10 protein-coding genes and 1 pseudogene are annotated in these 13,393 nt (G+C 33.5%); 2 read left to right on the top strand and 9 right to left on the bottom strand.

Going from position 1 to position 13,393, the window contains the following annotated elements; all coding sequences use genetic code 11:
* The first annotated feature begins 201 nt into the window (after nt 1–201).
* The gene (locus VZL98_03955; protein WVH64103.1) at nt 202–1,548 is read left to right on the top strand and encodes an MATE family efflux transporter; all 1,347 of its coding nucleotides are present in this window, start codon (nt 202–204) and stop codon (nt 1,546–1,548) included.
* A 424-nt stretch (nt 1,549–1,972) separates the two neighbouring features.
* Here VZL98_03955 and VZL98_03950 read toward each other — a convergent pair.
* Nucleotides 1,973–3,197 (bottom strand): annotated as a pseudogene (locus tag VZL98_03950) (IS256 family transposase).
* Between the two features lie 224 nt (nt 3,198–3,421).
* Between VZL98_03950 and VZL98_03945 the strand changes: the two are divergent.
* Complete coding sequence (locus VZL98_03945) at nt 3,422–4,471, top strand: DNA polymerase IV (GenBank protein ID WVH64102.1); 1,050 nt, start codon at nt 3,422–3,424, stop codon at nt 4,469–4,471.
* A gap of 21 nt (nt 4,472–4,492) precedes the next feature.
* On the opposite strand, the gene VZL98_03940 is transcribed toward VZL98_03945, so the two are convergent.
* The 8 genes from VZL98_03940 to VZL98_03905 all read right to left on the bottom strand — a co-directional run bounded on the left by VZL98_03940 (nt 4,493) and on the right by VZL98_03905 (nt 12,997).
* A complete protein-coding gene (locus VZL98_03940) occupies nt 4,493–5,785 on the bottom strand; it encodes a MurT ligase domain-containing protein (protein WVH64101.1) in 1,293 nt (430 codons plus the stop codon).
* Between the two features lie 26 nt (nt 5,786–5,811).
* Entirely contained in the window at nt 5,812–7,437 is a 1,626-nt protein-coding gene (locus VZL98_03935) for an MBL fold metallo-hydrolase (protein WVH64100.1), read from the bottom strand.
* Nucleotides 7,434–8,594, bottom strand: a complete 1,161-nt coding sequence (locus VZL98_03930; GenBank protein WVH64099.1) for an FAD-dependent oxidoreductase — start codon at nt 8,592–8,594, stop codon at nt 7,434–7,436. The genes VZL98_03935 and VZL98_03930 overlap by 4 nt, the downstream gene beginning before the upstream one ends.
* Nucleotides 8,595–8,779: 185 nt before the next feature.
* Nucleotides 8,780–9,814, bottom strand: a complete 1,035-nt coding sequence (locus VZL98_03925) for a spermidine/putrescine ABC transporter substrate-binding protein (protein WVH64098.1) — start codon at nt 9,812–9,814, stop codon at nt 8,780–8,782.
* A gap of 3 nt (nt 9,815–9,817) precedes the next feature.
* A complete protein-coding gene (locus tag VZL98_03920) occupies nt 9,818–10,588 on the bottom strand; it encodes an ABC transporter permease (GenBank protein WVH64097.1) in 771 nt (256 codons plus the stop codon).
* Nucleotides 10,582–11,412, bottom strand: coding sequence for an ABC transporter permease (locus VZL98_03915; protein WVH64096.1), 831 nt, complete (start codon nt 11,410–11,412; stop codon nt 10,582–10,584). Before VZL98_03915 ends, VZL98_03920 begins: the two co-directional genes overlap by 7 nt.
* Entirely contained in the window at nt 11,412–12,449 is a 1,038-nt protein-coding gene (potA, locus tag VZL98_03910) for a spermidine/putrescine ABC transporter ATP-binding protein (GenBank protein ID WVH64095.1), read from the bottom strand. The genes VZL98_03915 and potA overlap by 1 nt, the downstream gene beginning before the upstream one ends.
* 8 nt (nt 12,450–12,457) lie before the next feature.
* On the bottom strand, nt 12,458–12,997 hold the full coding sequence (locus VZL98_03905) for a helix-turn-helix domain-containing protein (protein ID WVH64094.1): 540 nt from the start codon (nt 12,995–12,997) through the stop codon (nt 12,458–12,460).
* Nucleotides 12,998–13,393 lie beyond the last annotated feature (396 nt).

The raw sequence follows: 13,393 nt of genomic DNA, 5'->3' as shown, positions 1-13,393 counted from the left end.
TCCATGCCTATACTATATTTAAATTTACCCAATTATCAAGTCCTTTAATCTAAGGGATTTTAATTAAATAATTGGAATGAGATAATTAAGTAATGTGAACCGCTTTTCATACATCTCCTAACTAAAGCATATTGCGTTCAACTTTATTATTTTAAGTTTATATGATAGAATTGTATTATTATTAATTTATAGGTGATTTAATTGCAAAAAAATAAAATCCTACTTACGGAAGGAAATATCTATGAATCTTTAATAAAATTCTCAATACCATTTATCATAGCTAATCTATTGCAAGCACTCTACGGTGCTGTAGATATGTTTATAATAGGTATATTCACCGATACTGCCGGACTTTCCGGAGTAGCAGTTGCAACCCAAGTGATGCAAATCGTGAACGGTATTATTCTTGGACTTACAATGGGCGGAACTATATTGGTGGGTCAATACTATGGTGCCAATAGACAAAGTGACACGGAAAAAACTATAGGTAGTTTGATGATAATCGGAACTTTTGTGTCACTTATCATTACTGTTTCGATGTTTATATTCAAGGATGGACTATTAAATCTTCTAAACACACCTGCTGAAGCATACAATGATGCAAAGAACTATGTATTGATAACATCTGCTGGGACAGTGTTCATATTCGGATACAATGCAGTGAGCGCTGTACTTCGAGGTCTTGGTGATTCTAAAAGGCCTGTGTATTTCATAGCTATTGCATGCATTGTCAATATCATTTTGGATTTATTATTTGTCGCAAACCTTGGACTTCGTGCCTCCGGTGCAGCACTCGCTACTGTTATTTCGCAATTATTAAGCTTGATTATCGCTATTTGGTATCTTACTAGAAGAAGCAATTATTTTAAGTTTACAACTGAAAATTTAAGAGTCGATTTAAATAGAATATGGAATATCTTAAAGATAAGTCTACCACTTGCATTCCAAGAAGTTTTATTGTGGGGTTCTTTCTTAGTTATTGCTGCTATAGCAAATGGTATGGGTGTCAATGCATCTGCTGCAGTTGGAATAGTCGCTAAGTTTGAGACCTTTTCCATGCTGCCTCCCATGGCACTTTCATATGCCATCGCGGCAATGACAGCACAAAATATCGGAGCAGATAAGCCTGAAAGAGCACTGAAAGCACTTAAGATAAGTATAGCTATGTCATTAGTAACTGCTTTCCTATTCCTTTTATGGGCTCAGCTGCATCCTCATTCCATTATGGCAATATTTGGTGCCGATATAGGGGTTGCAATAGCCGGTGCTCAATACTTAAAGTTCTATAGTATTGATTTCTTACTGGTATCGTTTAAATTCAATCTAAACGGTTTTTTAAACGGATCAGGTCGTACGACATTTGCCATGTTTAACGGTATTTTTTCTTCTATATTTATAAGAATACCGCTCGCATATATTCTTGGAGTTAAACTTGCGAAAGGATTGTATGGATTAGGACTTTCTGTTACTCTGGCTTCGATTTTGTCCATAACTTTTTCTATACTTTTTATAAGAACTGGAAAGTGGAGAGAGAAGATAATAAAATAATAAGGATTTTTCGGTTAATACCATCATTTAACTGTTAATACAAAAAATAAAACAATCCTGAGAATAACAGGCATTCTACAGCCTCGAATTTCTTAGGATTGCTTTTTTTTGATAAATTTATTGTGATTTCCTTATTTTTAGGGTCAGTAGATAAAAGTCAAGTCCAAATTAGTGTGTAAATTGTTTTATCTTACCTTTTGATTAGCAGTTTCTTTTTTTGATTTGTTGCAGATTTGGAGCCTGAGGTATTACATCAGCCACCCGAAGGGCTTGGCCTTGTGGCAAGTACTTAAAAAATGGTACACTAAAAAAACGAAGGATAATTACACCATTTTGTTGTGAGTTTATCGCCTTCGGTGGTTAACACTTACCGTTTTTTAAGTTCTTGGTGCAAGGCTGGCGGTGCATTAGCTTAAACTCAGACTTATGCAACTACCTTTGTAGGTTCAACTTGTTGAAGCTCGGCTTGATCTTGTTTGGATTCATGGTATTCATGCATATCCAACCATATTCTCCCGCTACTCCATTTCTCATCTAAATCAATTAATATTGCCCCAATTAAACGGTTCATGGATTCATCGTTTGGGAATATTCGTATTACTCGTTCTCTACGACGAATCTCTTGATTTAGACGTTCAATGATATTTGATGTCCTTAATCTTTTTCGATACTTTATTGGAATATTTAATACTTGGGTTATGTCGTCAAAACCAGCATCTAGTAATTCCATAGCCTTTGGTGCAGTATTTGAGTATTCATCAAGGATATCATTTAATACTGTTCTGGCAACTTCTGTAGTTGGCGCATCATAAAGCTCTCTTAATCGATTTTTTATCTCAGGCTGTAGTCTAGTAGGACATACATCAAGTATGTTTCTACTAAAATGTGTTTGACACCTCTGCCATGAGCTGCCTTGAAACTCTTTAAGGATTGCAGATTTTAAGCCTTTATGTGAATCACTAACAACTATATCAACATTTGATAATCCTCTATCCTTTAATGATGAAAAGAAGTTTCTCCATCCTAGTTCAGTCTCACTATCACCACACATAAAACCAAGAATTTCACGGATACCGTCAGAGCGAACTCTACTCAATCATTAGAGCTTTGCTTCTAACTTTTACTGCATCTCTTGATTTTAAATACATAGCATCAACTACGATAAAAGGATATTGTGACTCTAATGGTCTGTTTCGAAACTCATCAACTAAAGGATCCAAGTTTGAACAGAGGTTTGATATTGTTGATTTTGAAAATGATGTTCCACATAATTCTTCGGTGATTTTTGTTACTTTTCTTGTGGATACACCCTGGATTACCATCTCCATCATAGCCAGTACAAAAGCTTGTTCATTTCGTTGATATCGATTGAATAAATCAGGAGAAAACTCACCACCCCTAACTCTTGGTACTAGCAATTCTAACGTTCCTACACGAGTTTTAATTTGTCTAACTCTAGAACCGTTCCTGTAACATGTACGTTCTTCAGTACGTTCATAAGGCTCAGCTCCGATTGCCTCAGTAACTTGAGCCTCTAAAACTTGGTTTAAAATTGATTCTAAGAGTTTTGCAATAGCATTTTCTTTAGCTGAAGCTGAAAATAAACCTTTAATTATTTCTGAATCTAGTGTAAAATTTAATTGAGCCATCTCTTTTACCTCCTGGTTAGTTTTGTGGTGAAACTATTATACCAAAAGGTTGGGGATGGTTCATATTTTTTTGTAAAACTAATTTACACCATTATATAGACTTTATCATGGAGCTTGCTCTAAAACATTGATACTTAACAAAGTTAATATATAATTCTTTTAATATACAGAGTATAGCTTGGATGTCCAATCAGATTTTGATATACTCATATTGGTGATATGATATGGCGAATCGCATAATTTTTCATGTAGATATGGATGCTTTTTTTGCTTCTGTGGAGGAGCTTGATAATCCAAATTTAAAAAAATATCCTGTAATTGTAGCAGGAAGTTCCGACAGAGGTGTTGTTACTACTGCTAATTATCCTGCCCGAAAATACGGTCTACATTCTGCTATGCCTGTATTTATGGCAAAGAAACTGTGTCCGCATGTAGTTATAGTTCCGGTTAGAAAACATCGATATAGCGAGATGTCCAAAAAGATTTATTCCATATTGAATGAGTTTACACCAATAACTGAAATGGTCTCGCTGGATGAAGCTTATATGGATATGACGAAGTGTACTGATGATCCCTTTTTGACAGCTGAAAACATACAAAATAGAGTTTTTACTGAAACAGGTCTGACCATGTCAATCGGTATTTCTTATAATAAGTTTCTGGCAAAAATAGCGTCTGATTGGAATAAACCCAATGGTATTAAGGAAATAAAAGAAAATATGATTCCGGATATACTTTTGGATTTGCCTCTAAGAAAGGTTCACGGCCTCGGTAATGTTTCAATTAAGAAGTTCAATAATATTGGTATCTATTCTGTAGAGGATCTCTATCAGTTATCTGAAGAGTTCTTAGTTGAATTTCTAGGAACTCATGGGACTGAAATCTATTATAGGATTCGTGGAGTTGATAATAGATTAGTTATTCCGTATCAGGAAAGAAAGTCAATCGGTACTGAGAGTACCTTTTCTAGCGATATTTCTAATCTTGATGAACTGGAAAGTATTATGGATGAGTATTCTAAGGAAATAACAGCTTTACTTATTAAAAAGGGTTTTATGACAAAAACTCTAACAGTTAAACTTAAAGACAGCGATTTTAAATCAAAATCCAGATCTGAAACTTTTATAGAGTATACGGATGATATCGATACAATAAGTATTAAAGCACGTCAATTACTGAGATCATTATTTAGAGAAGCCAATTATAGATTAATGGGTTTAACTGCCTCGAATTTAATAGATAATACATTTAAACAGCTTAGTTTATTTGATTAAAAAAAGCCGGCATTTGCCGGCTTATATGCTTTCTAGAGCTTTTGAAACACGCTCCATCGCAGTGTAATTGGTTAAGAAGTATGTCTTTTCTGGACTGTTTTTAAGTTTTATAAGTGTTACTTCTAAATCCTCGATAACTTCAATTTTACTTGTGTCAATACCTGATTCAATAAGTGCTGCTCTTAAGTCTTGAACTGCTTCACCAAAGATATATATCGTCTTTAGTTTATCTGCCTGTAAAGGCTGATAATTAACTGTTTTCAGCCAAGTTGTATCTTCTCCGTCCGCAGGTCTGTTGTTAACAGAAATCAATAGATAGTAATCCTCATTTTGATTTTTATCTATAAATTCTATAGATCTATTTAGTCCGGCAGGATTTTTAACGAGATTCAAAATGGTATTGTGCTTACCAAAAGCTATGCTTTCCATTCTTCCACTACCGATTTTATAATCTTTTATTGCTTTTTCTATAATTGTATCGGTAATTCCCATTTCTTTTGCATAAGATATGGCAGCTAAAATATTGTATATAAAGTAATCAGAGCCATAGGAAGACTTGAATCTATGACCATTTAGCATAAATGTTTTATCTTCTAGATTTACATCTTTAGCCAAGTAGTCAATTTCAGGTGTTTTAAAGCCACAGCTACAAGTGTAATATCCTATTTTATCATAGAATAATTTATCGTAGTTTAACTCCTTTGAACAGTTTGGACATTTTGTTTCTGCTTTTTCATTTTTTATCTCCAAACCTTCTACTCCATAGTAGATTTTTTCATTCTCAATCAAGTCTTTACCAATTTTTACCAGTAATGGATCGTTTGCGTTTATAATTAGTTTGGTTTTTTTAGGTACAGCATTTTTGATCTTTTTTGCTACTTCTTCGAGATTGCCAAATCTGTCTAATTGGTCTTCAAATAAATTTGTTAAGACCAAGTAGTCGGGTGTGATTTCATCGGTTACCATTTTTAGAAAGCCTTCATCTACTTCCAATACCGAAACATCAGCATCTATTACTCCTGCTAAATTTGAATTCTCTAAGAGTACAGTTGTAATACCTTGCGGCATATTAGCTCCTTCTCTATTATGTGCTACTTTGTAAGAAGCTTTCTCCATTATTGAGGAAATAAAATGGGTTGTTGAAGTTTTTCCATTTGTACCTGTAACCATTACTATATTTGGTGGTTGTTTCAGCTGTCCTAATATATTGGGACTAATTCTTCTTGCTATATATCCAGGTAGACTTGATCCTCTTTTCAGTATTCTACCTACTATAAGTGTTATTTTTGCAATTATTATCGCAATTACCTTCATAAATTCCTCTTTCCATCATTTATTTACTATTTTCCTAGCATAAGATTTATATCCATGATATTTTCATTGATATCTTTTAATTTTCGTTTTAATTCAGCATATTTTTCTGCATTTAATTTTTCAATTTCTAATAATTTATCATTGGCTTCAAGAGAATCAATTCCTAAGAACAAATCAACTATTTCATTTTCAATTTCGTTCTTTTGTTCTTCGGCAATATCTTCGATGGGCAGCCTGTCCTCATAGCCAATTAATTCATAAGTTTTCCCAAGTTCAGCTATTTCCGTATTTATCCCCAGGTTCTCTCGAAGTGTTATTGAAAGTGGTTCGCTTTGTTCTTCTTCTCCGTGTACTAAAAATATCTTTTTGGGTTTTACACTCATTTTATTTACCCATTTCAACAACATGGGTTCGTCTGCGTGTCCAGAAAATCCTTCCATTCTATGGATTTCACAATTAACAGCTATTGTTTCACCCAATAATTTTACTGATTCTGCTCCATCAAGTAAAATTCTACCTAGTGATCCTTCTGCCTGATAACCTACAAATACAACAGCAGATTTAGGATCCCAGAGATGGTGTTTTAAATGATGTCTTACTCTCCCTGCAGTCGCCATACCACTAGATGATATAATAACTCTAGGGAATCTTACATTGTTTAGCATTTTAGATTCTTCTACAGTATTAACATATCTAAGATTTGGAAATTCAAATATATTATCCCCTGAACGGATTAAAGCTTTCGCTTCCTCATCAAATACATATGAATTTTTCATAAATGCCTTCGTTGCCAACACTGCCATTGGACTATCGATATATATTGGAATTCTTCTGTATTCCACTATTCTATCGATATTTTCATAGTATTTATTGAGTTCATATATCAACTCCTGTGTTCTTCCTACAGCAAAAGACGGTATTATTACCGATCCTCCCCTAGTAGTTACTTTATCTACTACATCAATTAAATTATTGATACTGGATTCAAATGGTTCATGAACTGTATTTCCATAAGTTGATTCCAGGATTAGATAATCGGCACCGTTTATAAATTCAGGGTCATTTATAATGGGTCTATCAGGCATGCCCAAATCTCCTGAAAATACTAATTTTAATTCCTTACCTTTTTCACGAATCCACATCTCAACAATAGCAGACCCCAGAATATGCCCTGCATCTTTAAATCTAATCCTTATATTTTCATTTATTGTTATATTATAATCATAATGATTTCCAATGAAATGTCTCAATGTATCTTCTACATGTTTCACAGTATATAATGGTTCTATCGGAGGTTTCCCTGCCCTTAGCCTCTTTTTGTTTTCCCATTCAATATCATTGGCCTGTATTGTAGCACTATCTGTAAGCATTACTTCACATAGGTCGATAGTGGGTTTTGTGGTATATATTTTGCCTCTAAATCCATCCTTTAACAGTTTGGGCAATCTTCCACTATGGTCTATATGAGCATGGGATAGTATTACAAAATCTATTTCTTCCGGATTGAACCTAAAGTTTTCTGCGTTGAGTCTTTCCAGGTCTTTTGATCCTTGAAACATACCACAATCTATTAAGAACTTTTCATTTTCTGTTTCAATTAATATATTGGAGCCGGTCACTTCCTTAGTGGCACCTAAAAAAGTTATTTTCATATTTTATTCCGCCTATTATCTAATATTTTCTCAACATATTTGTCCTTGTCGGTGATATTACCATATTGTGCAACCCCGATTAGATTATCTTCATTTTTATCCTCTGAGTTATAAAACAGCTGCATAAATTGTTTAGGATTTTCCACTGTTTCATAATTTGAATTGGACGATGTTTCACCATATGTGAATAGGCTTTTACTTCCGATTTCTATTATTTTCACTTCATCAGGATACCTATATCTTTGTTTTCCACCCGTCATATTTTCTCCGGCTGTCTTACCTTGTTTAAGGGATGAATCCCATTGTCCAACTAATTGCTTATCGAATTCAACGCAATCGCCTGCTCCAAAAATATTTTCTACACTGGTTTGAAGGTATTCGTTAACTTTGATTCCGATATCATAGTCGATTTCCGATCCCATGATGAATTCTATATTTGATTTTATACCTTTATTTAAAACTAGAAGATCTACATCTATACTGTCACCTTTGGTAGTTATGATTTTTTCTATTTCTTCCTCTCCAATGACAGTTTCTATTTCTGAACCGATATAGATTTTAATGCCCAATTCTTCCAAGTCTCCAATAATCTTCTTGGATAATTCTGTATTAAGTGCAGGGTAAAGTATGGTATCTCCGTGTTCAACTATGCTTACTTCCTTGCCCATTTGTTTTAGCAATATGGATTCCTGAATTCCTGGAACACTCGCACCTATTACGAGTATATTTTTAGGATTGGTAAATTCCTCAGAGATTAAATCCTGAGGTGTTTTAATCATGACTACATTCTCCATATCACCATAATCAACGACAGGAAGTACTATCCTACTACCTGTAGCAATTAAGAGTTTGCAGTACTTAATACTTCTCATATCATCAAGATGAAGTGTATTGTTTGCAGTATCCACTTTTACAACTTCAGCATTTAGTATGAGTTCAACATCATTATCATAGTACCAGTCTATTGACTGCATCCATAAGTCTTTTTCTTCAAAATTATCATAGGCAGATGATGATAATCTACTTCTATATTTCTCCAAATCCTTGTTTCTGGTTATCACTGTTATCATACTATCAGGTTCTTTTTCTCTGATTACCTTTGTAGCACTATAACCGGATATACCTGATCCAATAATTAAATATTCTGTTCTATCCAAATCGACCTACCCCCTTTAATCTTTTATCTATATCGATATATTATGTTATGATATTATGTATTTATAATATCATATTAGGTATACATAATTCAATCTTAGAAAAACTGAAGTAGAATTATCTACTGTCTATAAAAATAAAAATTCGCTTAAAGATGATTTAAATTCATCTTCAAGCGAATATTATACTACTCAGATATGACATCTGTCCATATTTTATCGTATAAAACTATAGTATCGCCTGGATCATTAAAAACTTCTAAATTATTGAGCTTATCCAGCTCCGGAAATACTATCGGAGAATTTTTCATATCATTTTCAAGTAAATCTCTGGCTTTTATATTTGGAGTTGAATAACCAACATAGTTTGCCAATTTAGCAGCTACTTCAGGTCTTCCCATGTATTCTATAAACTTATGAGCATTTTCCACATTTTTTGCATTTGTTGGAATTACCATCGAGTCAAACCATAGATTAGAGCCTTCCTTAGGTACTACATAGTTCAAGTTTTCATTTTGTCTTACTGCATCATACGCATCTCCGGAATACATTACTGCTAAGTCAGTTTCCTCTCCTATAACCATGTCTTTGGTTTGATCAACTTGATAAGCCAGAACCAGTGGTTTTTGTTCTATTAACAGCTTTTTAGCTTCTTCAAGTTCATTTTCATTTTTAGTATTTATAGAATATCCCAGTCTTATTAGAGCTATACCTATTGAGTCCCTTGAACTCTCTAGCATAACTATTTTGTTTTTATATTCTTCCTTCCATAGTATATCCCAAGAATCAACTGTTTCACTTACATTATTTTTATTATATACAATACCTAGAGTTCCCCATAAAAATGGCACTGAGTATTTTGATTCGGGATCATATGATGCGTTCATAAGATCTGGATTAATATTTTCGAGAGTACTTATTTTGCTTTTATCAAGCGGCTGAATCAAATTTTCCTTGATCATTCTCTCAATCATATAGTCGGATGGTACGATGACATCATATGCATCTCCACCTTTTTTCATCTTTACATATAGGTCTTCATTAGTAACGAATGTATCGTACTTTACTTTTATTCCTGTTTCTTTTTCGAAATCTTCAAGGATAGTTTTGTCCATATACTCTCCCCAATTGTATACATTGACAACATTCTCAGACTTTCCACCACCACCGGCACAGCCGGTAAGGATTAGGGCAGTCAATAAGATAATTACAAACTTTTTCACTTATCATTCCTCCTCTTTCGTATTTTTATTTATTAGTATTAAAAGTATAAGCATAGTAACAAACATCAGTGTAGATAGTGCATTTATTATAGGATTTATTCCTCTCCTTGCCATAGAGAATACCGTTGTCGATATATTGGCAACGCCATGTCCCGTTGTGAAGAACGAGATAACAAAATCATCTATTGATAGTGTAAAAGCTAACATTGCTCCTGTTATAATCCCCGGTTTTATCTCAGGCAATACAACTTTTGTAAAAGCCTGAAACGGAGTGGCTCCAAGGTCCATCGCAGCTTCCGGTAAATGCCGGTTCATCTGTTTTAACTTCGGCAAAACCGATAAAACCACGTAAGGAATCGTAAATGCAATATGGGATAATAACATCGTAAATAACCCAAATTTAAGCTTAAATGCACCATATAAAACCATTAATGAAACTGCCGTAACAATATCAGGATTTAGTACAGGTATATAGTTAAAATTAAGGATGAGTGCTCTGGTCCTTTTCTTAAAATTAGAGAGCCCCATTGCCGCAAATACGCCTGTAATTGTTGATATAATCGTAGTTAGTCCGGCAACCAATAATGTATGATATAGAGCAGCCATTACCTCTCTATCTTTAAACAATTCAAAATACCATTTAAAAGTAAAACCGCCCCATTGACCTCTAAGTTTAGAGTCATTAAAAGAATAAACTATCAGTACAGCTATAGGTGCATAGAGGAAGATAAATGTAAGAATAAGATAAAAGTTTGAAATTCTTTTCTTTACCATAGTTCTCCACCACCTTCTTCCCCAAATTTATTGGTTATTAACATGGATATTACTATAAGTACCATTAATATCATGCTCATAGATGATCCAAAATGCCAGTCTCCTGTGACTCTAAACTGCTGTTCAATAATATTTCCTATCAGATTTACTTTATTACCTCCGAGTAATGAAGATATTTCAAAGGTCGACACTGCTGGTATAAATACCATTGTAATTCCGGTTATAACACCGGGTATACTCATAGGAAATATAACTTTCCAAAATGTATAATTTCTATTTGCTCCAAGATCCCATGCAGCTTCTTCAAGTTCATGTTCTACTTTTGCCAGTACTGAATAAATTGGAAGTACCATAAATGGCAAAAAGTTATACACCATACCAATCATTACAGCTCCTTCAGTATAGAGTAAATCCAGAGGCTCAATACCGATTATGCTTAAAAAACTGTTAATCAGTCCATTCTTGCTCAGAATGCTAAGCCATGCATAGGTCCTTAGAAGAAAATTCATCCACATTGGAATTATTACCAAGAGTATCATAGTATTTTGTATTTTAGTTTTTAGCCTTGATATTAAATATGCCATTGGATAACCTATGACTAAACAAAGCAAGGTTGTATAAAGTGCAATTTTTAAGGACTTTACCAATATTAATAAATACTGAGGAGTAAAAAACCTCGAAAAACTGTCAAGGCTTAAACTCATATCGCTAAATGAGTCTATTTTTCCTGTTGTAATAGAGTAATACAAAACCAATAGTAGCGGCACAATTATAAAAATTGCAAGCCACACTAGATAAGGATAAGCCATCTTCTTAAATCTCATCATTTGCCTGCTTTCATTATATGAATACTATCGGGTTCCAGTATCAAACCGACTTTTTCTCCCACTTCAGAGTATCTGGTAGAATGTATTAGGTACTCATAATTATCTACATCGACAATCATCTCATAATGAACGCCCATAAATACTACTGATTTTACCTCACCAACTAACATACCACTTTCAGGTGTAGTTATTTCAACATCTTCAGGTCTAACTACTATCTCAACATTTTCCTTTTCTGCAAACCCCTTATCAAGACATACAAAATCTTTTCCTGAGAAGTTTACAAGATAATCCTTAAGCATGATTCCATCTATTATATTGGATTCTCCTATAAAATCTGCAACGAATGAATTGACAGGTTCATTGTAGATATCAACCGGCGAACCTATCTGTTGGATTCTACCGTGATCCATTACCACTATTGTATCGGACATTGTAAGAGCTTCTTCTTGATCATGTGTTACATATATAAAGGTAATACCTACCCTTTGCTGAATAGCCTTTAGCTCATGCTGCATCTCTTTTCTAAGTTTAAGGTCTAATGCTCCAAGAGGTTCGTCTAACAATAGTAAATTCGGTTCATTTACAAGTGCTCTTGCAATTGCAATTCTCTGCTGTTGTCCCCCACTTAATCTATCAATTCTTCTGTTTTCAAAACCTGATAGATTTACTAATCTTAAGATTTCTTTAACTCTTCTCTCTATCTCAGATTTGTTTACTTTTTTAATTCTCAATCCAAACGCAATATTATCGTATACATTTAGATGAGGAAAAAGGGCATATTTTTGAAATACGGTATTTAATTGTCTCTCATATGGAGGGACATTAGTTATATCTTTTCCATCAAATATTACAGAGCCTTCATCAGGTGTTTCAAAACCTCCTATAATCCTAAGTGTTGTAGTTTTTCCGCAACCGCTTGGACCGAGGAGGGTCATAAATTCTCCCTTTTGTACAGTTAAATTTATATTATCCAGCACTTTATCTTCATCAAAAGATTTAGATACTCCATTTAGTTGTATAATCGTTGACATATGACCTCCTAAAATCCTGGTGGCGAAGAAACCCAAAGTACCTCTGCCACTTTATTTGAATTATTTTTTAATTGTCTGGTTCCATTAACGTCTAAATAAAAGCATTCACCTTCACTTACAGTAAATTCCTCGTTATTGGAAATCAATACTACTGAACCTTTTATTACATAACCAAACTCCTGTCCTTCATAAGGTAAGTATTGTTTAGTTTCACCATTCTTATCAATTTTTACCATTATTGGTTCCATATCATTTTTTTGCGCATTTGGTACAATCCATGAAATTTCAACCCCATGTTCTTCATCTTTAGAAATAAAATAGTCCTCATCCCTAAAAACTATTTGGGATGGTTTTTCCTCATTGAAAAAATCTCCCAGATTTGTTCCGAGCGCTTCTAATATATCTTCTAAAGATGCAACAGATGGCGAGGTAAGATCACGTTCGACTTGCGATATAAAGCCTTTCGTTAGTTCAGATCTTTCAGCTAATTCTTCTTGTGTAAGTCCCAATTGCAATCTATGCTGCTTTAATCTCTCTCCAATGTCCATCTGTCTTCTCCTATTATATTAAACATAAAATATAGTATATTAAACTAGCATATAATATTATACAGTATTTAGTTTTATAGTCAACAAATATTTTATCATTTAAGCATATAAAGATAATGCGACAATTCAAGCATCTTCATGACCTTTACTTGAATTTCATTATATCTTACATTGGCTATATGCATATTATTTTTATTAATTAATGGTTAAGGAGTTAAATATCCACAATGATACTACTAATATATTGAGTTAAATGCTTAGTAATAATCATTAACTCATAATTAAACTAATTCTTCTGACAAAATAAATGTGATGAGAAATAGAAAATTACTTAATATTATATTACTGACATTCCTGTTTAGTCTTAAGTAGTAATTAGAAAAGGTGTCTACCTCA

The sequence above is a fragment of the Peptoniphilaceae bacterium AMB_02 genome (assembly GCA_036321625.1).
Lineage (GTDB): Bacteria > Bacillota > Clostridia > Tissierellales > Peptoniphilaceae > Microaceticoccus > Microaceticoccus formicicus.
This window is presented reverse-complemented; position numbering and strand designations above follow the sequence as displayed.